The following is a 26,601-nucleotide window of genomic DNA, read 5'->3' on the forward strand; positions in this document are numbered from 1 at the left end:
CCGGGGCGACGCGCGCCGGGTGAGCCGTCGGGGGGACCCGTATCTGACGGGCCGCCAGATAACGGGAGCGGCCGGGCCGGCGGAGGTGCGCCCGGCGGCCGGGCCGCGTCCGGCGGGCGCGCGGTGTCGTCCGTGCGGGTGGGCGCGGGGGCGGGCCCCGCCCGGGTCGCCCGGTTCCCGGTGCGTCCGGGTCAGGCTTCCCGCTGTGTCCCCAGCATCCGGCGGAGCAGGTCGCGCAGCACGGTCCGCTCCTCCTCGGACAGCTCGGCGAGCGGTTCCCGGGCGAAGCCCAGGGCGTCCCGCAGCTGCCGGGCGGTGCGGTGGCCCTCCTCGGTGGGGGCGGCCAGCTTCACCCTGCGGTCGGCCGGGTCGGGGCGGCGTTCCACCAGGCCGCGCAGCTCCAGCCGGTCGACGATGCCGGTGATGTTGGAGGGCTCGCACTTCAGTGTGCGGGCGACCTTGCGCATCGGCATCGGGTCCACGGAGAGCAGGCTCAGGACCCTGGCCTGCGCGCCGGTCAGGGCGTGGTCGGCGGCGGCGCGGTCGTACTCCTCGTGGTAGCGGGCCACGACCGCGCCGATGAGTTCGATCACATCGAGGGTCAGCGGGTCCGGGTGCGGAGTGGTCATGACACCCAGGATACCGAATTACTTGACAAGGTGAAATATCGATGCGCATGGTTGTTTCAGGTAGTGAAGCATTTGACCTCCCCGCGGGGCCCCCGCCCGCGAGGCGCTCCCGGTAACCGAACCCCCGAACGAGACATCGAGGAGACCCCAGCCCATGTCTGCACTTCCCACGTCCGGCCGTGAATGGCATCTCGTCGCCCGCCCGCACGGCTGGCCGGAGGCATCGGACTTCGCGCTGCGCGAGGTGCCGGTGACCGCTCCCGGTGAGGGCCGTGTCCTCGTCCGCAACCTGTACTTCTCGGTCGACCCCTACATGCGCGGGCGCATGAACGACGTGAAGTCCTACACCCCGCCCTTCAAGCTGGACCACCCCATGGACGGCGGGGCCGTCGGTGAGGTCGTCGCGTCGGAGGCCGAGGGCTTCTCCGTGGGCGACCACGTGCTCCACGGCCTCGGCTGGCGCGAGTACGCGAGCGTCCCCGCCCGGCACGCGGTGAAGGTGGACGCCTCGCTGGCCCCGCTCTCCGCCTACCTCGGTGTGCTCGGCATGACCGGCCTCACCGCCTACGCCGGACTGTTCGAGGTCGCCTCCTTCAAGGAGGGCGACGCCGTCTTCGTCTCCGGCGCCGCCGGGGCGGTCGGCAGCCAGGTCGGCCAGATGGCCAGGATCAAGGGCGCCTCCCGGGTCATCGGCTCCGCCGGGTCCGACGAGAAGGTCGCGCGCCTGGTCGAGGAGTACGGCTTCGACGCCGCCTTCAACTACAAGAACGGCCCCGTCAAGGACCAGCTGGCCGAAGCCGCCCCGGACGGCATCGACGTGTACTTCGACAACGTCGGCGGGGAGCACCTGGAGGCCGCGATCTCCTCGTTCAACGTGCACGGCCGCGCCACCATCTGCGGCATGATCGCCCAGTACAACTCCACCGAGCCCACGCCCGCCCCGCGCAACCTCGCGCTGGTCATCGGCAAGCGGCTGCGCCTGGAGGGCATGCTGGTCGGCGACCACTCGGCGCTCCAGCCGCAGTTCGTCAAGGACGTGGCCGACTGGATCGCCTCCGGCGAGCTGAAGTACGACGAGACGAAGGTCGACGGCATCGAGCACGGCTACGACGCCTTCATGGGCCTGCTGCGCGGCGAGAACACCGGGAAGATGATCGTCTCCCTCGACGCCTGAGCCGCCCCGCGGGGCAAGGCCCCCCGCCCGGCCGGGGCCTCTCCCGTACGGCCGAGGGCCGCACCCCGTGACACCGGGGAGCGGCCCTCGGCCGTTTCCGGGTGAACGGCCGGGCGTGCGGGGGGCATTGACGCCCGCGGAGGTTCGCGTCTACGGTCCGTTCGAAGTTACGAGCAGCATTCGAAATACCGAACGTATGGCGTGTACCTCCACGCCCCGCAGGCAGTCGACCCGTGAGGAAGTCATGACCCGCACCGCGCGCTTCACCCTCGACCCGGCCTTCACCGTCGGTGAGGTGAACCCCAGGCTCTTCGGCTCCTTCGTCGAGCATCTCGGCCGCTGCGTCTACGACGGCATCTACGAACCGGGCCACCCCTCGGCCGACGAGGACGGACTGCGTACGGACGTCCTGGACCTCGTCCGCGAACTCGGGGTCACCGCGATCCGCTACCCCGGCGGGAACTTCGTCTCCGGCTACCGCTGGGAGGACAGCGTGGGGCCGGCCGGGGAGCGGCCCCGCCGGCTCGACCTGGCGTGGCGGTCCACCGAGACCAACCGCTTCGGCCTCTCCGAGTTCATCGGCTTCCTCCGGAAGATCGGCCCGCACGCCGAGCCGATGCTCGCCGTCAACCTCGGCACCCGGGGCGTCCAGGAGGCCATCCGGCTCCAGGAGTACGCCAACCACCCCGGGGGCACCGAACTCTCCGACCGCCGGATCGCGCACGGCGACAAGGACCCCTTCGGGATCTCGCTGTGGTGCCTGGGCAACGAGATGGACGGCCCCTGGCAGACCGGGCACAAGACAGCCGAGGAGTACGGGCGGCTCGCCGCCGAGACCGCGCGCGCCATGCGCCAGATCGACCCGTCCGTCGAACTCGTCGCCTGCGGGTCCTCCAGCCGCGCCATGCCGACCTTCGCGGCGTGGGAGGCGACCGTCCTCGCCGAGACCTACGACCTCGTCGACCACATCTCGCTGCACGCCTACTACGAGGAGACCGACGGCGACCGGGACTCCTTCCTCGCCTCCGCCGTCGACATGGAGTCCTTCATCGAGAGCGTCGTCGCCACCTGCGACCACGTCGGCGCCCGGCTGAAGTCCGACAAGAGGATCAGCCTCTCCTTCGACGAGTGGAACGTCTGGTACCAGGCCCGCTTCCAGCAGGAGGCCGAGGAGAACCCGCTGGACTGGCCGGAGGCCCCGCGCCTGCTGGAGGACAACTACAGCGTCACCGACGCCGTCGTCTTCGGCAGCCTGCTGATCGCCCTGCTGCGGCACGCGGACCGGGTGACCGTGGCCTGCCTCGCCCAGCTGGTCAACGTGATCGCCCCGATCATGACGGAGCCGGGCGGCCCGGCCTGGCGGCAGACCACCTTCTTCCCCTTCGCCCAGGCCGCGCGGTACGGGCGGGGCCAGGTCCTCGACGTACGGGTGGACTCACCCACGTACGGGACGGCGAAGTACGGCGAGACGGACCTGCTGCACGCCACCGCCGTGCGCGACCCGGAGACGGGCGCGGTCACGGTGTTCGCCGTCAACCGCGGCCAGGACGCCGCGCTGCCGCTCGAAGCCGCCCTGGCGGGGCTGGGCCTGGACCGGGTCGCCGAGCACCTGGTCGTCGCGGACGCCGACCCGGAGGCCCGCAACACCCTCGCCGAGCCCGAGCGGGTCGTCCCGCACGCCGCCGAGGGCACCGAGCTGGCCGGCGGCACCCTGAAGGCCGTCCTGGAGCCACTGTCCTGGAACATGATCCGGCTGGTCTGACGGCGACGGGCGGCCGCACGGTGTGCGCGGCCGCCCGTCGTGTGCGGGGCGGTGCTCCGGGAGAGGGCACCGCCCCCGCGCGGCCGGACGTCAGGAACCGCCCTTGCGCTTGTTCCACACGTCGAAGCCGACGGCCGCCAGCAGCACCGCGCCCTTGATGACCTGCTGCCAGTCGGTGCCGATCCCGACGAGGTTCATGCCGTTGTTCAGTACGCCCAGGACCAGACCGCCGATGATCGCGCCGAGGACCGTGCCGACGCCCCCGCTCATCGACGCGCCGCCGATGAACGAGGCGGCGATGGCCTCCAGTTCGAAGTTGAGGCCCGCCTTGGGCGAGGCCGCGTTGAAGCGGGCGGCGAAGACCAGCCCCGCCAGGGCGGCGAGCATGCCCATGTTCAGGAAGACCAGGAAGGTGACCTTCCGGTCCTTCACCCCCGACAGCTTGGCCGCGGGCAGGTTGCCGCCGATGGCGTAGATGTGGCGGCCGATGACCGCGTTGCGCATCAGATAGCCGAACCCGACGACCAGCACACCGAGGATGAGCAGCACGACCGGGGCGCCCTTGTAGCTGGCGAGCAGCAGGGTGACGACCAGGACGGCGGCGACCAGGGCGACCAGCTTGAGCACGAACAGCTTGGCCGGCAGCACCTCCAGGGCGAACTCCTGCTGCCGTGTGCGGTCGCGGACCTCCTGGAGCACCACGAAGGCGATCAGGGCGAAGCCCAGCAGCAGGGTGAGGTTGTGGTAGTTGGTCTCCGGCCCCACCTCGGGCAGGAAGCCGTTGGCGATCTTCTGCAGGTCCTTCGGGAAGGGGCCGAGCGTCTGGCCTTTCAGGAAGATCTCCGTCAGCCCGCGGAAGAGCAGCATGCCCGCGAGGGTCACGATGAACGACGGTATGCCGAGATAGGCGATGAAGAACCCCTGCACCGAGCCCGCGACGGCGCCGATGGCCAGGCACAGGACCACCGCGAGCGGCCAGGGGAGATCGTGCTCGACCATCAGCACGGCGGCCATCGCGCCGATGAACGCGGTCAGCGAGCCGACCGACAGGTCGATGTGGCCCGCGATGATGACGAGCATCATGCCGATCGCGAGGATCAGGATGTAGCTGTTCTGCAGGACCAGGTTGGAGACGTTGCGCGGCAGCAGCAGGTCGCCGTCCGACCACACCGCGAACAGCACCACGATCAGGCCGAGGGCCATCAGCATGCCGTACTGGCGCATGTTGCGGCGCATACCGCCGAGCACCAGCCGGAGCAGGCCGTCGCCCGAGGCCGTGCCGCCGCCGGGCGGCACGGGGGCCGGGGCCTTGTCGGTCACGTCCGTGCTCATCGTGTTACCTCTTTGTCCTTCGTCATCTGGCGCATCAGCGCTTCCTGGGAGGCCTCGGCCCGCGAGAACTCGCCCGTCAGCCGCCCCGCGGCCATCGTGTAGATGCGGTCGCACATGCCGAGCAGCTCCGGCAGTTCGGAGGAGATGAAGACGACCGCCTTGCCCTGGGCCGCCAGCTGGTCGATGACCGTGTAGATCTCGTACTTGGCGCCCACGTCGATCCCGCGTGTGGGCTCGTCCAGGATCAGCACCTCGGGGCCCGCGAAGATCCACTTGCTGAGGACGACCTTCTGCTGGTTGCCGCCGGACAGCTTGCCCACCGGCTCGAAGACGGTCGGCGCCTTGATGTTCATGGACGTGCGGAAGCCCTCGGCGACCCGCCGCTCCTCGTGCTCGTCGACCACGCCCCGCCGGGCGACCTTGCCCAGCGCGGTCAGCGAGATGTTCCGGTTGATGGTGTCGATGAGGTTGAGGCCGTAGTGCTTGCGGTCCTCGGTTGCGTACGCGATGCCGTGCCGTACCGCCTGGGGGACGGTCTTCGTACGGACCTCGGTGCCGTCCCGCAGGACGGTACCGCCCGCGTAACGGCCGTAGGAGCGGCCGAAGACGCTCATCGCCAGCTCGGTGCGGCCGGCGCCCATGAGTCCGGCGATGCCGACGATCTCGCCGCGCCGCACCTCGATCGAGACGTCGTCGACGACCTTGCGCTGCTGGTCGACGGGGTGGTGCACGGTCCAGTTGCGGATCTCCAGGGCGGGCGCAGTGCCCTCCTCGGGGTGGTGGGGGGTCCGCTCGGGGAAGCGGTGCTCCAGGTCGCGGCCCACCATCCCGCTGATGATCCGGTCCTCGGTCGTCTCCGGCGCCTTCACGTCGAGCGTCTCGATGGACCGCCCGTCGCGGATGATCGTGACCGAGTCGGCGACCCGGCGTATCTCGTTCAGCTTGTGCGAGATGATGATCGAGGTGATGCCCTGTTCCTTCAACGAGAGGATCAGGTCGAGGAGTTTGCCGCTGTCCTCGTCGTTGAGCGCCGCCGTCGGCTCGTCGAGGATGAGCAGTTTCACCTTCTTCGACAGCGCCTTGGCGATCTCCACCAGCTGCTGTTTGCCCACGCCGATGTCGGCGACGCGGGTCTCCGGGTGCTCGGCCAGGCCGACCCGGCGCAGCAGTTCGCTCGCGTGCCTGAGGGTGTCGTTCCAGTTGATCAGTCCGCGCGCGGCGTGCTCGTTGCCGAGGAAGATGTTCTCCGCGACGGACAGGTACGGCACCAGCGCCAGCTCCTGGTGGATGATCACGATGCCGTGCTCTTCGCTCGCCCGGATGTCCTTGAACCGGCAGATCCCGTCCTCGAAGAGGACGTCCCCTTCGTAACTGCCGTGCGGGTGCACACCGGAGAGCACCTTCATCAGGGTCGACTTGCCGGCGCCGTTCTCACCGCAGATGGCGTGGACCTCGCCCCGGCGGACGGTCAGGGTGACGTCCGAGAGCGCCGTGACGCCGGGGAAGGTCTTGACGATCGAGCGCATTTCCAGGACGGGTCCCGCCATGGTCGTGCCTTCCAATCCTTGAGGGTGCCCGGTTACTTGAGGTCGTCCGCGGTGTAGTAGCCGCCGTCGACGAGCTCCTTCTCGTAGTTGTTCCTGTCGACGCTGACCGGCTGCAGCAGGAAGGCGGGGACGACCTTGGCACCGTTGTCGTAGGACTCGGTGTCGTTGGTCTCGGGCTCCTTGTCGTTCAGGACCGCGTCGACCATGTCCGAGGCGACCTCGGCGAGCCGCCGCAGGTCCTTGTAGACGGTCTGCGTCTGCTCGCCCGCGATGATCGACTTCACCGAGGCGACCTCGGCGTCCTGCCCGGTGACGACGGGCAGCGGCTTGGCCTTCGTGCCGTAGCCGTCCGACTTCAGGGCGGAGAGGATGCCGATGGAGATGCCGTCGTACGGCGAGAGCACGGCGTCGACCCGGGCGCTGCGGTAGCTGGAGGTCAGCAGGTCGTCCATGCGCTTCTGCGCGGTGCCGCCGTCCCAGCGCAGGGTGGTGACCTGGTTGAGCGCGGTCTGCTTCGACCTGACGACCAGCTTCCCGTCGTCCATGTAGGGCTTGAGCACGTTCATCGCGCCCTGGAAGAAGTACTTGGTGTTGTTGTCGTCGTTGGAACCGGCGAACAGCTCGATGCTGAAGGGGCCCTTCTCGCCGTCCTGGAGACCCAGCTCGTCCACGATGTAGGTGCCCTGCAGCTCGCCGACCTTCTCGTTGTCGAACGAGGCGTAGTAGTCGACGTTCTCCGTGCCGAGGATCAGCCGGTCGTAGGAGATCACCGGGATGTCGGCGTCCTTGGCCTGCTGCAGCACGTTGTCGAGGGACTTGTTGTCGATCGCGGCGATGATCAGGGCGTCCACGCCCTGCGTGATCATGTTCTCGATCTGGGAGACCTGCTGGTCCGGGTCGTCCTCGCCGTAGACGAGCTTCGTCCTGTACCCCTTGGCCTTCAGCTCCTTCTCGACGTTGGCCCCGTCGGAGATCCAGCGTTCGGAGGACTTGGTCGGCATCGCGATGCCGATCGTGGCGTCCTCGGACCCCTTCTTGTCCTCCTCGCTGCCGCCTTCGCTGTTCTGGCCGCAGGCGGTCAGGACGAGGGCGAGGGAGGCGGCGGAGGCCATGGCGGCAAGTGCGGCTCTGCGGTTGCGCATGGTGATCATCCTTGGTGTGGGTCGCGGCTCGGTCCGGGGCGCGGTGGCGCCGAGAAGACTCGACCGAGAACGGGTGTGTGGGATTGTGCGCGGCTGTGTCTTCTTCTGTGGGAGGTGTTTCCGGAACGTTATGAGGAGGTCCGGAAGCGGTTGAGCGGGCCCGGCAGCCGGCTGCCGGGCGCGGCCATGTCCCCGTCCGCCCCGTGGCGGGCGAGCAGGTCCAGCGCGAGCCGGCCGCGCCGCACCCGCTCCCTGGCGGTGGTCAGGGCCAGTTCCCGCAGGTGTCTGCCGTAGGGGTAGATCCCGGGGGCCTTGGCGAGGCCGAACTTCAGGTACAGCGGCGCGCCGCGCCGGATCAGTTCGGCGACCTCGTACATCCGGACGTACCCGCCGAGGTCGTCGGGCGCCTCGATGTAGAGGTCCATCGGCGCGGCGGACACCCTGCGTATCTCGGTGAACTGAGCGAGGGTCAGGTCCGAGGGCACGTTGACCGAGTCGGCGCCGAGCTGCTCGAAGACCGCGTACGAGGCCGGGTTCACCGGACCGATGAGGGCCGACACCTTGAAGGTGGTGTCCGCCGGCAGGTCCCCCCGCTCACGCAGCCGGTGCAGGGTCCACAGCACGCCCTCGTCCGCCACCAGCAGGCATCGCACCCCCAGCGCCGAGGCGCGCAGCGCGTCCTCCACGCACCCGGCCAGGGCGTCGTGCCCCCGGGAGCGCAGCCCGGCGCCCCCGGAGTCGGTACGGACGGACGCCCCGGTGTCCCAGGTGCCGCGCGGACCGGTGAACAGGCAGAGTTCGACGGAGTGTTCGGCGCACCGGGTGACCATCTCGGTGATCTCGGCGTCCGTCAGCATCCAGATGCCGCTGCCCTGGCTGACGCGGTGCACGGGGACCTGGAGCTGGGCGGACTCCTCCAGGACCACGTCGAGGGCCTCCGGCCCCTCCACCGACGGGACCTCGGTACGCCACTTCCCGCCGTCGGGGAAGGCGTGCGGGGAGGCGTCGGCGGGGGAGAGGGGCGCGGCGCCGAGGCCGAGCACGGTGAGCGCGGCCTCGCCGGGCCGGCGGGGCCCCGCGGAGGGAGCGGCAGAGACGGGGGTGTCGGTCACGAGAGGTCCTTCGTGTTCGGTATATCGGACGAGGTTCGGTTGTTGAGTGGTGCCCGGGCGCCGGGCGCCCGCGCCGGACGGCCCGGTCTCAGGGGCGCAGCAGCACCTTCCCGGTCTCCGGGTCACCCGCCCCCACCAGCGCCACGGCCTCGGCGAACCGCTCCAGCGGGAACTCGTGGGTGATCAGCGGGGCCGGGTCGAGCACCCCGGCGGTGAAGGCCCGTACCGCGTAGGTCCAGGCCGCCGACGACGCCCCGAAGACGCCCCGGACGGTGAGCCGGTTCAGCGAGAGGTGCACCGGGTCGATGCCCGCCGCGCCCGGTGCGAACATCCCCGTCAGCACCACCCGCCCGCCGCGCCGGGCCAGCAGGCAGGCGTCGGCCGCCGTGGTGGGCGCCCCGGCCGTCTCCACGACCAGGTCGTAACGCCCGCGCACCTCCTCGGCCTCCCCCGGTCCGCGGGCCTCCGACGCGCCGAACCCCAGGCCGGCGGCGGCACGCCGGCGGCGCGGGTCGATCACGGCCAGCTCGGCGGGGGAGTACGCGGCGAGCAGCTGTACGGCGAGCAGGCCCAGGGTCCCCGCCCCCAGTACGGCGACGCGTTCCCCCGGCTCGGGAGCCCCGGCCCGCACCGCGGCGGCCGTCACCGCGGCGGGCTCCAGCAGGGCGGCGGCCCGCAGGTCCGCGTCGTCGGCGAGCGGGTGCAGCAGCCGGGCCGGGACCACCAGGTGGTCGGCGAACGCCCCCGGCCGGGTGAAGCCCGTCTCGTCGTACCCCGCCGTGCACAGGGAGGTCTCACCCTCACGGCACCGCGCGCACCGCCCGCAGGCCCGGAAGCCCTCGGCGACCGTACGCCGCCCGAGCAGCGCCGGGTCCACGCCCTGCCCGACCGCGTCCACGGTGCCCGACCACTCGTGGCCCGGCACGAGCGGATAGCGCACGAAAGCCGGGTCGCGGTGGCCGTCGTACACCTCGCGGTCGCTCATGCAGATGCCGGCCGCGGCCACCCGGACCCTGACCTCCCCGGGCCCCGGCTCGGGGAGGGGGCCCCGGCCGAGGCGGTGCACACCGGGCCCCTCGACGGTCAGGGAACGGGACAGGGGCGTCACTTCGGCTGCCTCTTCTCCCAGCCTTCCGCCCACAGGTCGAACCGTGCCCGCTGCTGCGGGAACTCGGCCGCGGCGTCCACGTCCAGCTCCACGCCGAGGCCCGGGGCGTGGGAGAGCTCGAAGCAGCCGGTGGCCGGATCGACCTGGGGGGCGCCCTTGACGACCTTCTTGATGCCGGCGTCCGCGAAGTCGTTGAAGTGTTCCAGGATCTTGAAGTTGGGCGTGCAGCCGGCGAGTTGCAGACTCGCCGCGGTGAGCACCGGACCGCCCACGTTGTGCGGGGCGACGAGCGTGTAGTGGGTCTCGGCGGTCGCGGCGAGCTTCCGGGCCTCCAGGATGCCGCCGATGTGGCCGATGTCCGGCTGGATGATGTCGGCGGCCTGCGCCTCGAAGATCTCGCGGAACTCGATCCGGTCGTGGATGCGCTCCCCGGTGGCGATCGGCTGGTCCACCTTCTCCGCGACCCTGGCCAGCGCCTTCAGGTTCTCCGGGGGGACGGGCTCCTCCAGCCAGGCCGGTGCGAACGGCGCCATCTCGCGGGCGATCCGCACCGCCGTCGACGGGCTGAACCGGCCGTGCATCTCCAGCATCAGCTCCGTGTCCGGGCCGATCGCGTCCCGTACCGCCTCGATGAGCGAGACCGCGTACCGGGTCTCGGCCGGGCCGAGTTCCAGGTGCCCGGTCCCGAACGGGTCTATCTTCAGGGCGCGGTAGCCCCGCTCCACCACGGCCCGCGCCGCCCCGTGGTACGCCTCGGGGGTCCGCTCGGTGGTGTACCAGCCGTTGGCGTACGCCTTCACCCGGTCGGTGACCTTCCCGCCGAGCAGTTGCCACACCGGCACCCCGAGGGCCTTGCCCTTGATGTCCCAGCAGGCCATCTCGACGACCGCGACACCGGACATCACGATCTCACCGGCCCGCCCGAAGTCTCCGTACTTCATCCGGCGCACGAGGTCCTCCACCGCGAACGGGTCGGAGCCCTCGATGTGGTTGACGGAGGCTTCCCCGAGGTATCCGAGCAGTGCGTCGGTGTGCCCGAGCATGCGGGTCTCGCCGACCCCGGTGAGACCCTCGTCGGTGTGGACCTGGACATAGGTGAGGTTGCGCCACGGCGTGCCGACGACATGCGTGCTGATTCCGGTGATACGCACGGGAGTTGCCTCTCCACTGTTCGGTATATCGTCACTCGTTCGAAATTCTGGCGAGACGGTAGGACGCGGCCCGGAGCAGTGTCAATGGTTCGCACAAGTACTCTGACGCCATGAGTGATCTCCGGGTGGGAATCGGTTGCCTGTTCAAGGGGCAGCGCTGGGTCTTCGGTCACGGGAAGTGGCTCGGTCTCGGCCTGCTGCCCGGCCTGATCACCCTGATCGTCTACGCCGGCGCGCTGTTCGGACTCGCCTACGGCGCCGACGACCTGGTCTCCTGGGTGACCCCGTTCGCCGACGGCTGGTCCTCGCCCTGGCAGGGCCTGCTGCGCACCACCCTGACCGCCCTGGTCTTCCTGTTCGGCCTGTTCCTCGCGGTCATCACCTTCACCGCGGTGACCCTGCTGGTCGGCCAGCCCTTCTACGAGTCGCTCTCCGAGGAGGTCGACCGAGCCGAGGGCGGCGAGGCCCCCGAGTCCGGACTGCCGTTCTGGCGCGAACTGTGGGTCTCCGCCCGCGACTCCGTCCGCATCCTGGTGCGCGTCGCGTGCTACGGGGTGCTGCTCTTCGCCGCCGGCTTCATCCCGGTCGTCGGGCAGACCGTCGTCCCCGTGATCGGCTTCTGCGTCTCCGGCTACTTCCTCTGCGAGGAGCTGACCGCCGTCGCCCTCCAGCGCCGGGGCATGGTGCTGAAGGACCGCCTCGCCCTGCTGCGCGGCCACCGCGCCGCGGTCCTCGGCTTCGGCGTGCCGCTCTCGCTCGCCTTCCTGGTGCCGTTCGTCGCGGTGTTCCTGATGCCGGGCGCCGTGGCCGGGGCCACGCTGCTGGCGCGCGAGTTCACCGGGGCCCCGGAGCCCGCCCCGACTCCCGCCCCGGAGCCGGCCCCGGAGTCGGCTCCCTCCCTCCGCAAGGACTGAAGAAGGGGCGGCCCGGGGACCCGGACCGCCCCCTCCCGTCAGGCGCGGTGCACCTCCAGCGCCGCCCTGACCGCCGACTCCAGCGCGCCCTCGATCCAGGCGGGCTTGACCGAGGTGTGGCAGCCGGCGAAGTGCAGGGTGCCCTCCGGCGTGCGCACGTCGGGGAAGAGCTCGGTGTGCTGGCCGGGGAGCAGGACGGACGCCTCGCCGTACGCGTACGGGTCGCGCATCCAGGACTGGGTGCGGCCCACGCCCGTGTAGAACACCTCGATCCGCTGCCCGTACACGTCCTGGACCCCGCCCAGGGTGCGCGGGTAGCGCTCGTCGTCGTCCAGCGAATCCCACTTCAGGGCGTCGTCGGCCCAGCTGTACGAGGCGAGGAGCACCCCGCCCCGGCTGCCCTCGACCGGGTGCGAGGGCTGGTACATGAAGCGGTTGGCGTTGTCGGTCACCGAGCCGCCGCCGACGACCCCGGCGGCCTCCGGCTGACTGCGGGCCGTCGCCCGGCACGCGGCGTAGTGCACCCGCTGGCCGGGCGGGATGTGCCCGCCGGGGACGGAGGGGTGGGCGCCCAGCAGCGAACCGTCGGCCGGGGCCTTCCCGAGCCGGTAGGCGTCGTAGAGGCCGGGGCGCACGGCCTCCAGCTCACGCTTCCACTCCGCCTCGTCGAACTCCCACCAGCGGCGGCTGAATTCGAGCAGCACCTTGGTCGCCGCGTCGTAGTGGATCTCGGTGACCGCCCGCCGCTTGCCGTACGAGAGGGCCGGCGTCACCGGGATGTGCCGCAGCCCCGAGAAGGGCACCGTGATGATCGCCCGGTCACCGGTGAAGGTCTCCCGGACGACGGGGCCGCCACGCCCCTCGGAGACCGTCTCGACCTTCACACCGTCCTCCGTACGGCTGATCCGGGTGGCCCGGCGGTCCAGGCGCACCAGGTCCTTCACCGGGGCGTACATGGCGTCGGCCAGCGTCGCGGTGCCGCCGGGGAGTTCGTAGAAGCTGGTGGCCGGGCTGATCAGCGAGGCCCCGATGAAGCTGTGGAGGAAGGCGAGGTGCAGCCGCGAGGTCATGTTCTCGACCGTGCCGATGAGGTCGACGGTGCGTTCGTCCAGCCCGGCGGCCTCGGTCAGGTACCGGAACATCGACCAGTGCCCGTACCGCTGGAGCACTCTCGCCCAGCCCTCGACCAGTGCGCTGCCCTCCTTGCCCTCGATCTCCGCGCGCACGGGCGCGAAGGCGTCCCTGACGATCTGCGAGGCGGGGGTGCTCTCGTAGGCCGCGGGCACACCGAAGGAGCGGTTCACCGCCTGCGGCTTCGCCGCGTAGTCGGCACGGCGGACCCGGACGCCGTTGACGTGGATCCAGGTGCGGTTGGCGGGGCGGCCCCCGGCGTCCACGTCGACCAGGTGGAAACGCCGGCGCTTCAGGCCCAGGCCGTCCATCAGCCCGGTGACCAGCGGATGGCTGTCCGGGATGCGCATCGCCCCGGCCTCGGCGTACTGCTTCGGATCGGCGAACGGCGGCTTCGACCGCTCGTGCCCGCCCGCCCGGAAGGTCTTGATGCGCCCGCCGACCCGGTTGCCGTTGGCCTCGATCACGGTGACGGTGTGACCGGCGTCCCTGAGCAGCCGGGCGGCCGCGAGCCCGGCCGGACCGGCCCCGACGACCAGCACCTTCTTGGCCGCGCCCCCGGACCGCGGCAGCCCCTTCCCCAGCAGGATCTCCCGGTAGGAGGGCACCAGCGGCCGGTCCTGTTCGTCCCGTACGAGGATGGCGCGGGCGACGGTGAGGCAGGCCTCCCAGTCCGCACCGGGCGCGGCGGCGGGAGCGGCGGAGGGGACGGCGGCGGGAACGGCGGCGGCGGGTGCGGCGGCCGGACCGGTCACCGCGAGGGCGGCGGCACCGGCCGTGGCGCCGGCGAGCAGCGAACGGCGGGACGGCGAGGCGGAGGGCGTGGTGACGTCATCGGAATGGATCATGACGGCCACCCTGCTGCGCCACATCGGCCAACACCCTTGCGGGCGCGCCGAATTCACCTGGAATCACCCGCAGGTGTGTACCGCGCCGAAATCCCCGCCGGATCGCCGCGACTGTGCACCGGGACGGCCCGGGGAGGGGCCGGGCGGGCGCGTCAGCGCACCGAGAAGCCGTACACGGTCGTGGACGTGAACTCCTCGCCCGGCCGCAGCACCGTACTCGGGAACGCGGGCCGGTTCGGGGAGTCGGGGAAGTGCTGGGTCTCCAGCGCGATCCCGGCGCACGCCGCGAAGGACCGGCCCCCGAGGTGGTCCCCGGTGTACAGCTGCATCCCCGGCTCCGTCGTCCACACGGTCAGCGCCCGCCCGGACGCGGCGTCGTACAGCTCGGCCACCGGCGCGTCCCCCGGCGCGTCCAGTACGTAGTTGATGTCGTACCCGGGGCCCACCGGCTTCGCCTCCCGGAAGTCGAAGCGGGTCCCGTCCACCGGGGCGGTCTCCCCGGTGGGGATCGACTCCCCGTCCACCGGCGTGATCCGCCCGGCCGCGATCCGCAGCTCGTGGCCCAGCGCGCTGCCGCTGTCCGCGCCGGCCAGGTTCCAGTACGTGTGGTTGGTCAGGTTCACCACGGTCGGGGCGCCGGCCGTCGCCCGGTAGGAGATCCGCAACGCCCCGCCCGGGTCCAGGGTGTAGGCCACCGAGACCGCGAGCCGCCCCGGGAAGCCCTCCTCGCCGTCCTCGGCGACCAGGGACAGCCGCACACCGTCCGGCACCTCCTCGGCGTCCCACACCCGCTTGTCGAAGCCCCGGGGCCCGCCGTGCACCTGGTTGCGGCCCTCGTTGGGCGCGAGGTGGTACCGCTTCCCGTCGAGCTCGAAGGAGGAGCCCGCGATCCGGTTCGCGTACCGCCCGACCAGCGCCCCGAAGTAGGGCCCCGGGTCCGCCTCGTACCCGGCCACGTCCGGCAGCCCGAGCGCGACCCGGGCGGTCCGGCCGTCCCGTCCCGGCACCTCGACGGACTGCACCACGCCGCCGTACGTCAGCACCCGCACCCGGGTGCCGTCGCGCTCCAGGGTCCAGCGCCGCACCGGGGTGCCGTCGGAGCAGGGGGTGAAGTCTTCACTGTGTGTCGCGGTGCCTGTCGTCATGACCGGCGATTTTACGCGGGCGGTCCTGCCGCGGTGACGTTGCGGTAAGCGATTTCTGCCAGCCTGGCCTGTCCGTTCCGGCCCGGGTGGAACCAGTCCCAGCGGCTGAGCTGCTCCCCGGTGAACCGGTAGTCGAACACCGCGTCCCCGTCGTACCGGCAGTGCCGGTCCTTCGCGCAGACGTCCCGCAGCACCCCGTTGAACGCCACCACCCGTTCCCGTACGGCCTCGCGGCGCGCGACGGCCGCCGCCCCCATGTCGTCCGCGTCCTGGAGCATCGAGCGGCAGATGCCCAGCTTCCAGATCTGCTTGCCCAGCGGGTTCTTCCGGCCCGTGGACCAGAGCCGCTTCAGGTCGGGCACGCTCGACACGTAGACCTGCGCCTTCGGCGCCGCGGCGCGCAGCTGACGCAGCGAGACCTCGAAGAAGTGCCGGAAGTCCTCCACCGGGGTCATCAGTTCCACCGAGTCCCGGCACGCGTCGTTGGCGCCGATCATCACCGTGACCAGCTCGGGCCGCTCCTTCGCCGCCAGCGCCATCTGCTCCGGCAGCTGGGCGATCCGCGCCCCGGACACCGCGTGGTTCCAGCTGTGCGAGGCGGCCCTCGACGCGCCCAGGAGCCGGGTCGCCAGGCTGCGCACCCCCTCGTCGGTCCCGGTGGCCCAGGAGACCTCCGGGCAGTCGGCCAGCACCGCGCAGGCGTCGAACCCCGTGGTGATGGAGTCCCCGACGGCCGCGACGGACGCGGGGCTGACGTCCCACGCCGGGGCGGCGGGCGACGGGCCGGGGGAGGCCGCCGCCGTGCTCCCGGAGGAACCGCCGTCCGCGCCCCCGCCGCAGCCGGCCAGCGCGACGGCACCGGCCACGGCCGCCGCCACCACGGACCCGGCGCGACGGGGACGGCGGTGCGGACCCCCGGACGGGCGGCGGGCGGACGGGTCTGCCGGAAGGCGATCCGGCGCACTCCTGGACATCCCTGGTTCCTTCCGGTCGCACCCGTGACTTTGCCCCCGGCAACCCCCGGCAGCCGCAGGTGGCGGGCCGGAGCCCCTCCCGGGTGAACGAGGGGGCCGGGACCGACGGTACGTCACACACCCGGCCCCGGCGCACGGTAGCTTTTCCCCCGTCGAACCAGTGACATCTTCCCGGCCCGTGTACACGAAGGCAGACCACCGGTAAGTTATCTCGTGTCACATATTGTCCCTTTTCAGGAGATTCGCTCCCGATGCTGTGTACTGTTGACGCCCTCGGGAGCCGTCCGGGAAGGGACGGCACGGGCGCGAGGCCGCTGGGGAAGGCGAACCTCGTCCCACACTGGAGGTCCCGGTGACGACACGTGGAGTCCTGTACGTCCACTCCGCACCGCGCGCGCTGTGTCCGCACGTCGAATGGGCGGTGGCGGGCGTGCTCGGCGTGCGGGTGCAGCTCGACTGGGTCAGACAGCCGGCCGCCCCCGGCACCTGGCGCTCCGAATTCTCCTGGCAGGGCCGGGCCGGCACGGGCTCCGAGCTCGCCTCCGCCCTCCGAGGCTGGGACCTGCTGCGCTTCGAGGTGACCGCCGAGCCCTGCGCCACGGCGGAGGGCGAGCGCTACAGCGCCACGCCCGGCCTCGGCATCTTCCACGCCGTCACCGGGATGCACGGCGACATCCTGGTCCCGGAGGACCGGCTGCGGGCGGCGCTCGCCCGCTCGCTCGGCGGCGAGAGCGATCTGGCGGCCGAGGTCGCCAAACTGCTCGGCAAGCCGTGGGACGACGAACTGGAGTCCTTCCGGCACGCGGGCGAGGGCGCGCCGGTGCGGTGGCTCCACCAGGTGGTGTGAGCCCGCACGCCTCGCTCCGCCCCCTGCCGTCCCCGCCGCCTGTCAGGCGGAGGCCGCGCAGACGCAGAACTCGTTGCCCTCCGGGTCGGCCATCAGGACATGGTGGCCGACGAACTTCTCCAGGGTGGCCCCGCCCGCCCGCACCAGGCGTTCGGACTCCGCCTCGATCCGTGCCCATCGCTCGTCGGGACTGCCGTGCCCCGGCACCCGGACGTCGATGTGGAGCCGGTTCTTCGCCGTCTTGGGCTCGGGAACCTTGAGGATGCAGAGGCGCGGGCCGGCGCCGTCGGGATCGCAGAGCCACGCGCCGTCGTCCACGGAGTCCCCCTCCGGCAGTTCGAACTGCGCGCTCCACTCCTCGCGTGTCCGGAAGGGGGCGGGCGGCGGCTCGTCGACGTAGCCCAGGGCCGTTTTCCAGAAGGCGGCAAGGCTCTGCGTGTCCGTGCTGTCGAGCGTCAGATCGATTCTGGCTGCCATGGAGGGACCGTACCGCGTACATGCGGAAGGCCCGCCTCCCCGGGTGGGGGAGGCGGGCCTTCGGGCCGTACGGTGACGCCGGGTCAGACCGAGCGGAACGCCAGCACCACGTTGTGGCCGCCGAAACCGAACGAGTTGTTGATCGCGGCGATCGTCCCCTCCGGCAGGGCGCGCGGGGTGTCGCGCACGATGTCCGCCTCCACCTCCGCGTCGAGGTCGTCGACGTTGATGGTCGGGGGCGCCGTCCGGTGGTGCAGGGCCAGCACCGTGGCCACCGTCTCGATGCCGCCCGCCCCGCCCAGCAGGTGGCCGGTCATCGACTTCGTGGCCGAGATCGCCACATGGTCCAGGTCGTCGCCGAGCACCTTGCGCAGCGCCTTGATCTCCGCCACGTCGCCCTGCGGCGTGGACGTGGCGTGCGCGTTGAGGTGGACGACCTCCGACGGCTTGAGGTCCGTGGAGTCCAGCAGGTTCTGCATGGCGGCGGCGATCCCGCGCCCGGTGGGCTCGGGCTGCGCGATGTGGTGGGCGTCCGCGGACAGGCCCTGGCCCAGCACCTCGCAGTAGACCCGGGCACCGCGGGCGGCGGCGTGCTCCGCCGACTCCAGGATCACGACGCCCGCGCCCTCACCGAGGACGAAGCCGTCCCGTGCGGTGTCGTAGGGACGCGAGGCCTTCTCGGGCTCGTCGTTGCTCTTGGACATCGCCATCATGTTGGCGAACGCGGCGATCGGCAGCGGGTGGATGGCCGCCTCGGTACCACCGGCGACGACCACGTCGGCACGGCCGGTACGGATCATCTCCACGGCGTAACCGATGGCCTCGGCCCCCGACGCGCAGGCGGACACCGGGGTGTGGACACCGGCCTGGGCGTTGACCTCCAGACCGACGTTGGCCGCCGGGCCGTTGGGCATGAGCATGGGAACGGTGTGCGGGGAGACGCGGCGTACGCCCTTCTCCTTCAGCACGTCGTACTGGTCGAGCAGGGTGATCACGCCGCCGATGCCGGAGGCGATGACCGAGCCCAGACGCTCGGGGCGGATGTTCCCGTCCTCACCGGCCTTGCCGGTGAAGCCGGCGTCCGCCCACGCCTCACGGGCCGCGATCAGCGCGAACTGCGCCGAGCGGTCCAGCTTGCGGGCGAGCGGCCGGGGCAGGACGTCGCCCGGGTCGACGGCCGCCAGGGCGGCGATACGTACGGGCAGTTCGGCGAAACGTTCGCCCTCGAGAGGCTTGACGCCGGACCGGCCGGCCATCAGACCTTCCCAGGTCGATGCGGAGTCGCCACCCAGCGGAGTGGTTGCGCCGATACCGGTGACGACCACGGTGCGATTGGTCGGGCTCACTGGAAAATCTTCTCCACGTGTAGAGGGTCGTGAATCAGCGGCGCCACCGCCGGGTGGCGACACACGGATCAGAGCCTGTGTCAGCTCTGGTGCTTCAGGATGTAGTCGGTGGCGTCGCCGACCGTCTTGAGGTTCTTGACGTCCTCGTCGGGGATCTTCACTTCGAAGCGCTCCTCGGCGGCGACGACGACCTCGACCATGGACAGCGAGTCGACGTCCAGGTCGTCGGTGAAGGACTTCTCCAGTTCGACGTCCTCGACCGGGATACCGGCGATCTCGTTGACGATCTCGGCGAGACCGTCGAGGATCTCCTTCTGCGTGGCGGCCATGTTGGCGCTCCTTCGATGGGTTTCTACGGGGTTGAGGCGTACGGGCCGGAAGGTCCGGTGCGCCTAGGGGAGGGTAACGACCGTCGCGGCGTAGACGAGACCCGCCCCGAAGCCGATGACGAGCGCGGTGTCGCCGCTCCTGGCCTGGCCGGTCGCCAGAAGCCGCTCCATGGCGAGCGGAATCGAGGCGGCCGACGTGTTGCCGGTGGTCTCCACGTCACGTGCGACCGTGACGTGCTCCGGCAGCTTGAGCGTCTTCACCATCGAGTCGATGATCCGCATGTTGGCCTGATGCGGGATGAAGACGTCAAGATCCTCCGGGGACACCCCGGCGGCGTCCAGCGCCTGCTGGGCGACCTTCGCCATCTCGAAGACGGCCCAGCGGAAGACCGCCTGGCCCTCCTGCGTGATGGCGGGGAACTTCTCCGGCCGGTCGGTGTGGAAGACGTCCCAGGCCACGGTCTGCTTGATGGTGTCGGACTTGTCGCCCTCCGACCCCCAGACCGTGGGGCCGATGGCCGGCTCCTTGGAGGGGCCGACGACGACCGCGCCCGCGCCGTCACCGAACAGGAAGGCCGTCGCACGGTCCTCCAGGTCGGTCAGGTCGCTGAGCCGCTCGACACCGATGACCAGGACGTACTCCGCCGAACCCTCGACGATCATGCCCTTGGCGAGGGTCAGGCCGTAACCGAAGCCCGCGCAGCCCGCCGAGATGTCGAAGGCGGCGGGCTTGCCCGCGCCGATCTTGTGCGCGATCTCGGTCGCCACGGCCGGGGTCTGCTTGAAGTGCGAGACGGTGGAGACGATGACCCCGCCGATCTGGTCCGGCGTGATCCCGGCGTCCGCGATCGCCTTGCCGGCGGCCTCCACGGACATCGCGGACACGGTCTCCTCGGGGGAGGCCCAGTGACGGGTGGCGATACCGGAGCGGGAGCGGATCCACTCGTCGGACGAGTCGATCGTCTCGAGGATCACCTCGTTGGGCACGACCCGGGTGGGGCGGTACCCGCCGACACCCATGATCCGTGCGTACGGGGCGCCCTTGCTGGGCTTGATCTTCGACATGCTCTCGGGCTCCTTAGGCGTCCGCGTGCTCGGAGACGAGCGCGCGGGCGGCTTCGAGGTCGTCGGGGGTCTTGAGCGCGAGGGTCTTCACACCGGGCAGCGCGCGCTTGGCGAGCCCGACCAGGGTGCCGCCGGGCGCCACCTCGACGAGGGCCGTGACACCGAGCTCCTTGAAGGTCTCCATGCACAGGTCCCAGCGGACCGGGTTGGCGACCTGGCCGACCAGCCGGGAGATGACCTCGGCGCCGTCGGCGACCGTCTTCCCGTCGGCGTTGGACACGTAGGTGACCTTCGGGTCGGCGACCGTCAGCGTGGTGGCCGCTTCCCGCAGCCTCTCCACGGCCGGGGCCATGTGGTGCGTGTGGAACGCGCCGGCGACCTTGAGCTGCACCACGCGGCGCACGCCCTCGGGCATGTCCTCGGCCAGCGCGGCGATCTGCCCGGCCGTGCCGGCGGCGACGATCTGGCCGCCGCCGTTGACGTTCGCCGGGGTCAGCCCCAGCTTCTCCAGGTGCGGGACCGTCACCTCGGGGTCACCGCCGAGGAGCGCGGCCATGCCGGTCTCGGTGACCGCGGCGGCCTCGGCCATGCCGAGCCCCCGGGTGCGTACGAAACGGAGTGCCGCGTCGTCCTCGATCACACCGGCCAGCGCGGCGGCGGTGATCTCGCCGACGCTGTGGCCGGCGACGACGGTGGGCGAGGCGTCCAGGGCCGCGGCCGAGAGGAGACCCGCGGCGACCAGCAGCGGCTGGGCCACCGCCGTGTCGCGGATCTCGTCCGCGTCGGCCTTCGTGCCGTAGTGGGCGAGGTCGAGCCCGATGGCGTCGGACCAGCCGGCGATGCGGTCGGCGGCACCAGGGAGTTCGAGCCAGGGAGTCAGGAAGCCGGGCGTCTGAGCGCCTTGGCCGGGAGCGACGAGTACGAGCACACTCACACTCTCTCTTGGGGACGGCTCCCTACGCCCGTGGGGACAGGGACCAAGAACCGTCAGGGGAATTGTTGGAGTCCGACAAAAGTCTAGGACTGCGGGTCCGCCTCGGCCAAGCGTCCCAGGATGAGGGCGATCCGCAGCGTGAAGGCCGAACGGACGTCGGAAGGGGACCATCCGGTGACGTCGGTCACACGTCGCAGCCGGTAGCGCACGGTATTGGGGTGCACGAACAGCATCCTGGCCGCGCCCTCCAGGCTGCTCGCCTGTTCCAGGTAGACGCTCAGGGTCTCCAGCAGAGCCGAACCGGCTTCCTCCAGCGGTCTGTAGATCTCCTCCACCAACTGATCCCGCGCGGCGGGATCGCCCGCCATCGCGCGCTCCGGGAGGAGATCGTCCGACAGAACCGGCCGCGGGGCGTCCTGCCACGCCGAACACGCCTTGAGTCCGGCCGCCGCGGCCTGCGCGGACCGGGTCGCCGCCAGCAGGTCGGGCACCACCGGACCGGCGACGACGGGACCGGCCGCGTACGGGCCGATCAGCGCCTTCGCGACGTGCAGCGGGTTGTCGCTGCCGCCCGCGATCACCACCAGCCGATGGCCGAGCACCCCGGTCAGCACCTGCAGCTTGGCGTGCCGGGCGGCCCGGCGGATCGCCTCCACCGTCAGCTCGCTGTCCCCGTCCGGTGCCGTGCCGAGGACCACGCAGACGTGCTCGGGGGAGTTCCAGCCGAGGGCCGCCGCCCGGGACACGGCCCCTTCGTCCGCCTCGCCGGAGAGCACCGCGTTCACCACGAGGGACTCCAGCCGGGCGTCCCACGCGCCACGGGCCTCGGCGGCCTGCGCGTACACCTGGGCCGTCGCGAAGGCGATCTCCCGGGCGTACACCAGCAGGGCCTCGCGCAGCACGGACTCGTCGCCGGGCGCCGCGACCTCCTCGATCGCGGTCTCCATGACCTCGATGGTCGTACGGACCATCTCGACGGTCTGGCGCAGCGTGATCGCCCGGGTCAGCTCGCGGGGGGCCGTGCCGAACACGTCGGTGGAGATCGCCTGCGGGGTCTCCGGGTGCCGGAACCACTCGGTGAACGCCGCGATACCGGCCTGGGCGACCAGGCCGATCCAGGACCGGTTCTCGGGTGGCATCGCCCGGTACCAGGGCAGCGTCTCGTCCATGCGGGCGATGGCGTTCGCGGCCAGCCGGCCGGAGGACCGCTCCAGCCGCTTCAGGGTCGCGGCATGGCGGTGGGCGTCGTTCGCAGCGGGCTGCTCAGGATCGGATCGGGGCACGGACACAAGACTGCCTTATCGGGACGACTGCCCGGAGGGGCGGGGCGCCGGGTCGCCCGTCGGGGGGACGGAGGGGCCGGAGGACGCGGGCGGGGGAGGGCGTGGACACGGCGGGAGGCGCCGGAGCACGGCGGGGGCGCGGACACGGCGGGGAGGCGCCGGGGCACGCCGGGGCCCGCGCCGGGGATACGGTAGGGCGTGTGATGGACGTACGCCGCTCCGGCGACCGCTTCCGCGGAGGGGACCCGGCCACCGGTGGCTCCGCGGGCATCGAGACCCTGCACGCCTTCTCCTTCGGGCGGTTCTACGACCCGGACAACCTGCGGTTCGGTCCGGTCATCGCCTGCAACGAGGAACGCCTCGCCCCGGGCGCCGGCTTCGACGAACACCCGCACAGCCACACCGAGATCGTCACCTGGGTCGTGGAGGGCGAACTCACCCACCGCGACTCCACGGGGCACGCCACCGTCGTACGGCCCGGCGACGTCCAGCACCTGAGTGCGGCCGCCGGTGTCCGTCACGTCGAACGCAACGACGGCGACGTCCCGCTGACGTTCGTTCAGATGTGGCTGTCCCCGGTGGAGTCCGGCGGGGAGCCGTCCTACACGCACGTCTCCGGCCTCGCCGACACCACACCGTTCGTCCTCCCGGAGGCCGGTGCGACGCTCCATGTGCGCCGGCAGGCGCGGGGCGGGCGCACGGCGGTGCCGGAGGCGGCGGGGGTGTACGCGCACGTGGTGCGGGGCGAGGTGCTTCTGGGGGGCGAGACGCTGGAGCCGGGGGACTCGGCGCGGATCACCGGTTCCCCGGGGCTGGAACTGGTGGCGCTGACGGACGCCGAGGTGCTGCTCTGGGAGTTCGGGGCGGTCTGAGGACCGTGAGGGCCGGGCCGTCCCCGGTCCCGCCCTGGGAATCGCCCCGGCCCTGGCCCCGGTCCTGTCTCCAGTCCTGACCCGGCCCCGGTTCCGCCCCGTCCCGGCCCCGTGTCCGCCTCAGGACTGTTCCCGGCGGTCCGCGACCGCGTCCAGCTCGCGCATCGCCTGGCTGTGGGCGCTCATCCGGCGGGATACGGTGCCTATGGTGAAGAGCCCCGCGCCGACGGTGGAGACGGGCACCGACAGGCCGAGCAGTGCGACGACCTCCGGCCAGTCACGCTCGTTCTCGCAGTAACTGTGGCGGAGGAGGCCTTCGTTGGCCGTGCCGCCATCGGTGAACAGTCGCGATTCGCACTCCGCCGGGTACTCGTCGCCGGGCTCCCGGTCGACCTCGTACGGCATGAGCACCAGGACCGCGCACCAGACCCACAGGAGTGCGGCCAGGGACAGCAGGACGACGCCCCAGGCGCGGGTGCGGGCGGCCCGCTCGCGGAACTGGACGTCGTAGACAAGTGAGCGCATGGCGGGTGAATCTAGCAACACCCGTACGCCGGGCGGCCCCCGGTACCGCGGCGGCACCGGGGCCCGCCCGGGAGGGCGTCAGCCCAGCGCCGCCTCGATCAGGCCGGCCGCCCTCGTGGTACCGCCCTCGGCCCGTGCCCGGGCCTTGAGCCCGGCCGACCGGCGGGCGACCCCGGGGTCACCGGTCAGTTCCAGCAGAGCGGCCCGCAGGGCCTCGGCGGTGGCGTCCCCGGTGTCCAGGCGGCGGGCCACGCCCAGTTCGACGAGCCGGTCCGCGTTCATGAACTGCTCGGCGCCCTGGGGGACGGCGATCATCGGGAGCCCGGTGTACAGCCCCTCGCTGCTGCCGCCCATCCCGGCATGGGTGACGAAGGCGTCCGCCTGTTCCAGAATCGCCAACTGCGGTACCCAGGAGTGCACTTCGACGTTGGCCGGAAGGGTGCCGAGTTCCCGCGGATCGACGTACTTCCCGATCTGGAGGACGACGTGCCAGCCGGGCAGGTCGCCGAAGGCGGCCAGGCAGCGGCGGTAGAACTCCGGCTGCCGGGTGTACGCCGAACCCAGGGAGACCAGCAGGACGTTCTCCGCGCCGGCGGGGCGCGTCCAGGTCTTCCGGTCCTCGCGCGGACCGAAACACGGACCGACGAAGGTCACCGTGGCGGTGTCGACCCGGTCGGCCTGCGGCTGCATGGCCCGGGGGATGAGGGCCAGGGTGGTGTCGGGGCGCCCGCAGAAAGCGTCCATGTCCGTGGTCGTCGCCCCGCACCCGGCGAGCCAGCGGGTGAACCTCTCCCGGTACGCGTCGGCGCCGGGGAGCCGCCACAGCGGGGCCGCGACCTCCTCGGCGTACCCCTCCCAGCCCACGAACGTCGGGGAGAGCTGGACCAGGGGCCGCCCCTGCGACTCGGCGAGGACACGGGCGGAGTAGGCCCCGATGTCGTACAGGTACAGATCGGCGGGGTCGTCGTCGTAGACGGCGCGGACCTGCGGAAGCCCCTGGACGGCGTCGTCCAGGAAGAGGCCCATCGCGGCGACGGGGTCCTCGGGCCAGTTGTTGCCGGCGACCGGCAGCGTCGAGCGGACGGGCACGAACTCGGCCCCGGTGGCGGTGATCAGCCCGGCCACGGCGGGGTCGTTGGCATAGGTCACCCGGTGGCCGCGGGCCACCAGCTCCCGGATGATCTCGATGCTCGGCAGGACGTGCGAGACGGCCGGGACACCGATCATCGCGATATGGGCACGGCGACGGGACATGGGGGAATCACTCATTTCAGCTCTGCGGCGGATGGCGTGGCGAACCGGTGCGCCGGCCTCCGGGACCGATCCACCGGAGGCGCGCACGGTGCGCGGGACGGAGGCGGGGGCGCTGCCCCCTCCGCGTCAGCCGTAGAGCTGTCTGAACTGCATGCCGGGCACCCTAGTCCGCGTGCCGCCCGCACGCGAGGGGTTTTCGCCCGCCGGGGGGACGCCGAGGGTGTGCGGGCTCCGGGCGCGGGCTCCGGGACCGGAGGAGCCGCGCGGCCCCGGGAGGGTGCCGGGGGCGGGCTGCTCTGGCCGCCCCGGCCGGGTCGCGGGAGACTGGGAGGCGGTGCGGGGGTGACACGTGGGCTCCGGCGGGCGGAGTCCTCCGGCGCACGACAGGACCTGCGAGGTGAGAATCGCGGTGATTCGGGACCGGGACGTGCGGCGGATGCTGGCCGGGCTGCTGGCCGAGAGCCATGTGATGTCCTTCGAGGACCTGCCGGACGGGATCGCGAAACACGCGGCGGCCGCCGGTTTCGCCGAGACCCTCGTCTACCTGGGAGATCTGCAACGGGACGTGCTGCGACTGGTCACGGGCAAGGGCCTGGACGCCGCCCGGGAGCCGGAAGGACACCAGGCGGAGTTCCCGGTGGAGGGCACCGTGGCTGGCCGGGCCTACCAGTACGGCGACATCACCGCCGCGGCCGACAGCTCCGGGCCCGCGTACCGGTGGTGGGTCCCGCTCCTGGACGGGACCGAACGTCTGGGCGTGCTGCACCTGAGGACCGCGACGGACGACCAGGAGACCCGGGAGGCCATGTTCGCGCTCGCGTCCCTGGTGGCGATGCTGGTGGTCGGGGCCCGTGACACCAGCGACTCCCACGCCCGGCTCACCCGGGTGAAGCCGATGAACGTGGCCGCGGAGATGCAGTGGCAGCTGATGCCGCCCCGCACCTATGTGGACGGCCATGTGTCCATCGCCGCGCTGATGGAGCCGGCCTACGAGGTCAGCGGCGACGCCTACGACTACGCCACCGCCGGTGACGTCGTCCACCTGTCCCTGTTCGACGCGATGGGGCACGACACCGCCGCCGGCCTGACGGCCAACCTGGCCGTGGGCGCCTGCCGCAACCACCGCCGCCAGGGCACCGGCCTCGCCGATCTCGGCGACGCGATCGAGAGGGTCCTCCTCGGACAGTTCCGCGGCGACCGCTACGCGACCGGCGTCCTCGCCGAACTGGACGTCACGACCGGCGTGCTCACCTGGACCAACCGGGCCCACCTGCCGCCGGTCGTGATCCGCGGCGGACGCTGGACCACGCTCCTGGCCTGCCCTCCGGCCCATCCGATGGGCAGCGACCTGGCGCTGCCGACCACCGTGTGCCGCGAACAGCTGCAACCCGGGGACCGCATCGTCCTCTACACCGACGGCATCACCGAGGCCCGGAACGCGGCCGGCGAGGAGTTCGGGGAGACCGCCTTCCTCGACTTCCTCATCCGCCACCACTCCGACGAACTGCCCGCCGCCGAGACCCTGCGCCGTCTCATGCGCACCCTGCTGGCCCACCACGAGGGCCGTTTCCAGGACGACGCCACCATCCTGCTGTGCGAGTGGTTCGGCCCCACCAACCGCTCCACCCGGAGTGTCGCCGCGGTGGCCGGCCTGCCCCGGACAGAGGTGTGACCGCAGGCGCGGTCACACCGTCCGCCGG

General features: G+C 71.7%; 24 protein-coding genes. 6 read left to right on the forward strand and 18 right to left on the reverse strand.

The genetic code is table 11. The features are described 5' to 3' along the window. Positions 1–191: 191 nt before the first annotated feature. Positions 192–629: a MarR family winged helix-turn-helix transcriptional regulator gene (locus tag CP967_RS23775; protein ID WP_150489921.1), complete on the reverse strand. Its 438-nt coding sequence runs from the start codon at positions 627–629 to the stop codon at positions 192–194. Between the two features lie 154 nt (positions 630–783). Between CP967_RS23775 and CP967_RS23780 the strand changes: the two genes are divergently transcribed. Together CP967_RS23780 and arfA are read left to right on the forward strand one after the other, a co-directional pair. Then, positions 784–1,803, forward strand: a complete 1,020-nt coding sequence (locus CP967_RS23780; RefSeq protein WP_150489922.1) for an NADP-dependent oxidoreductase — start codon at positions 784–786, stop codon at positions 1,801–1,803. A 244-nt stretch (positions 1,804–2,047) separates the two neighbouring features. Further along, positions 2,048–3,565: an arabinosylfuranosidase ArfA gene (arfA, locus tag CP967_RS23785; RefSeq protein ID WP_150489923.1), complete on the forward strand. Its 1,518-nt coding sequence runs from the start codon at positions 2,048–2,050 to the stop codon at positions 3,563–3,565. A 90-nt stretch (positions 3,566–3,655) separates the two neighbouring features. On the opposite strand, the gene mmsB is transcribed toward arfA, so the two are convergent. The 6 genes from mmsB to CP967_RS23815 all read right to left on the reverse strand — a co-directional run bounded on the left by mmsB (position 3,656) and on the right by CP967_RS23815 (position 10,957). Next, positions 3,656–4,897: a multiple monosaccharide ABC transporter permease gene (mmsB, locus tag CP967_RS23790; protein WP_150489924.1), complete on the reverse strand. Its 1,242-nt coding sequence runs from the start codon at positions 4,895–4,897 to the stop codon at positions 3,656–3,658. Beyond that, complete coding sequence (mmsA, locus tag CP967_RS23795) at positions 4,894–6,444, reverse strand: multiple monosaccharide ABC transporter ATP-binding protein (RefSeq protein WP_150492008.1); 1,551 nt, start codon at positions 6,442–6,444, stop codon at positions 4,894–4,896. The genes mmsB and mmsA overlap by 4 nt, the downstream gene beginning before the upstream one ends. Before the next feature lie 32 nt (positions 6,445–6,476). Next, positions 6,477–7,586: a multiple monosaccharide ABC transporter substrate-binding protein gene (gene chvE / locus CP967_RS23800; protein ID WP_150489925.1), complete on the reverse strand. Its 1,110-nt coding sequence runs from the start codon at positions 7,584–7,586 to the stop codon at positions 6,477–6,479. Between the two features lie 128 nt (positions 7,587–7,714). Then, a complete protein-coding gene (locus tag CP967_RS23805; RefSeq protein ID WP_150489926.1) occupies positions 7,715–8,698 on the reverse strand; it encodes a hypothetical protein in 984 nt (327 codons plus the stop codon). An 88-nt stretch (positions 8,699–8,786) separates the two neighbouring features. Then, the gene (locus CP967_RS23810; protein ID WP_150489927.1) at positions 8,787–9,806 is read right to left on the reverse strand and encodes a zinc-dependent alcohol dehydrogenase; all 1,020 of its coding nucleotides are present in this window, start codon (positions 9,804–9,806) and stop codon (positions 8,787–8,789) included. Further along, positions 9,803–10,957: a mandelate racemase/muconate lactonizing enzyme family protein gene (locus tag CP967_RS23815; RefSeq protein WP_150489928.1), complete on the reverse strand. Its 1,155-nt coding sequence runs from the start codon at positions 10,955–10,957 to the stop codon at positions 9,803–9,805. The genes CP967_RS23810 and CP967_RS23815 overlap by 4 nt, the downstream gene beginning before the upstream one ends. A 110-nt stretch (positions 10,958–11,067) precedes the next feature. Between CP967_RS23815 and CP967_RS23820 the strand changes: the two genes are divergently transcribed. Next, positions 11,068–11,871, forward strand: a complete 804-nt coding sequence (locus CP967_RS23820; RefSeq protein WP_150489929.1) for an EI24 domain-containing protein — start codon at positions 11,068–11,070, stop codon at positions 11,869–11,871. Positions 11,872–11,909: 38 nt separating this feature from the next. On the opposite strand, the gene CP967_RS23825 is transcribed toward CP967_RS23820, so the two are convergent. The 3 genes from CP967_RS23825 to CP967_RS23835 all read right to left on the reverse strand — a co-directional run bounded on the left by CP967_RS23825 (position 11,910) and on the right by CP967_RS23835 (position 15,969). Next, positions 11,910–13,850 (reverse strand): flavin monoamine oxidase family protein, encoded by a 1,941-nt coding sequence (locus CP967_RS23825; RefSeq protein ID WP_150489930.1) that lies wholly within the window; start codon positions 13,848–13,850, stop codon positions 11,910–11,912. Between the two features lie 152 nt (positions 13,851–14,002). After that, the gene (locus CP967_RS23830) at positions 14,003–14,995 is read right to left on the reverse strand and encodes an aldose epimerase family protein (protein ID WP_150489931.1); all 993 of its coding nucleotides are present in this window, start codon (positions 14,993–14,995) and stop codon (positions 14,003–14,005) included. An 11-nt stretch (positions 14,996–15,006) separates the two neighbouring features. Continuing rightward, positions 15,007–15,969, reverse strand: coding sequence for a GDSL-type esterase/lipase family protein (locus CP967_RS23835; RefSeq protein WP_150489932.1), 963 nt, complete (start codon positions 15,967–15,969; stop codon positions 15,007–15,009). Between the two features lie 352 nt (positions 15,970–16,321). On the opposite strand from CP967_RS23835, the gene CP967_RS23840 reads away from it, so the two are divergent. Beyond that, positions 16,322–16,816 (forward strand): DUF3145 domain-containing protein, encoded by a 495-nt coding sequence (locus tag CP967_RS23840; RefSeq protein WP_150489933.1) that lies wholly within the window; start codon positions 16,322–16,324, stop codon positions 16,814–16,816. Between the two features lie 42 nt (positions 16,817–16,858). On the opposite strand, the gene CP967_RS23845 is transcribed toward CP967_RS23840, so the two are convergent. The 6 genes from CP967_RS23845 to CP967_RS23870 form a co-directional block, all read right to left on the reverse strand. Beyond that, entirely contained in the window at positions 16,859–17,293 is a 435-nt protein-coding gene (locus CP967_RS23845; protein ID WP_150489934.1) for a VOC family protein, read from the reverse strand. Between the two features lie 83 nt (positions 17,294–17,376). Beyond that, entirely contained in the window at positions 17,377–18,639 is a 1,263-nt protein-coding gene (gene fabF / locus CP967_RS23850; protein WP_150489935.1) for a beta-ketoacyl-ACP synthase II, read from the reverse strand. An 80-nt stretch (positions 18,640–18,719) separates the two neighbouring features. Then, positions 18,720–18,968, reverse strand: coding sequence for an acyl carrier protein (locus CP967_RS23855; RefSeq protein WP_150489936.1), 249 nt, complete (start codon positions 18,966–18,968; stop codon positions 18,720–18,722). A gap of 63 nt (positions 18,969–19,031) precedes the next feature. Continuing rightward, positions 19,032–20,033 (reverse strand): ketoacyl-ACP synthase III, encoded by a 1,002-nt coding sequence (locus CP967_RS23860; RefSeq protein ID WP_150489937.1) that lies wholly within the window; start codon positions 20,031–20,033, stop codon positions 19,032–19,034. A gap of 13 nt (positions 20,034–20,046) precedes the next feature. After that, positions 20,047–20,961, reverse strand: a complete 915-nt coding sequence (locus CP967_RS23865) for an ACP S-malonyltransferase (RefSeq protein ID WP_150492009.1) — start codon at positions 20,959–20,961, stop codon at positions 20,047–20,049. Positions 20,962–21,050: 89 nt separating this feature from the next. Further along, complete coding sequence (locus tag CP967_RS23870; protein ID WP_190175009.1) at positions 21,051–22,250, reverse strand: PucR family transcriptional regulator; 1,200 nt, start codon at positions 22,248–22,250, stop codon at positions 21,051–21,053. A gap of 203 nt (positions 22,251–22,453) precedes the next feature. Between CP967_RS23870 and CP967_RS23875 the strand changes: the two genes are divergently transcribed. Further along, positions 22,454–23,122 carry a pirin family protein gene (locus tag CP967_RS23875; RefSeq protein ID WP_150492010.1) on the forward strand — a complete coding sequence of 223 codons (669 nt, stop codon included), beginning with the start codon at positions 22,454–22,456 and terminating at the stop codon, positions 23,120–23,122. A 120-nt stretch (positions 23,123–23,242) separates the two neighbouring features. Here CP967_RS23875 and CP967_RS23880 read toward each other — a convergent pair whose 3' ends face one another. Both CP967_RS23880 and CP967_RS23885 read right to left on the reverse strand, forming a co-directional pair. Beyond that, on the reverse strand, positions 23,243–23,647 hold the full coding sequence (locus CP967_RS23880) for a hypothetical protein (RefSeq protein WP_150489939.1): 405 nt from the start codon (positions 23,645–23,647) through the stop codon (positions 23,243–23,245). 78 nt (positions 23,648–23,725) lie between these two features. Beyond that, entirely contained in the window at positions 23,726–24,901 is a 1,176-nt protein-coding gene (locus tag CP967_RS23885; RefSeq protein ID WP_150489940.1) for a macrolide family glycosyltransferase, read from the reverse strand. Between the two features lie 436 nt (positions 24,902–25,337). Here CP967_RS23885 and CP967_RS23890 point away from each other — a divergent pair, with 436 nt between their 5' ends. Next, positions 25,338–26,573, forward strand: coding sequence for a PP2C family protein-serine/threonine phosphatase (locus tag CP967_RS23890; protein ID WP_190175026.1), 1,236 nt, complete (start codon positions 25,338–25,340; stop codon positions 26,571–26,573). Positions 26,574–26,601 lie beyond the last annotated feature (28 nt).

This window comes from Streptomyces nitrosporeus, from assembly GCF_008704555.1.
Classification (GTDB): domain Bacteria; phylum Actinomycetota; class Actinomycetes; order Streptomycetales; family Streptomycetaceae; genus Streptomyces; species Streptomyces nitrosporeus.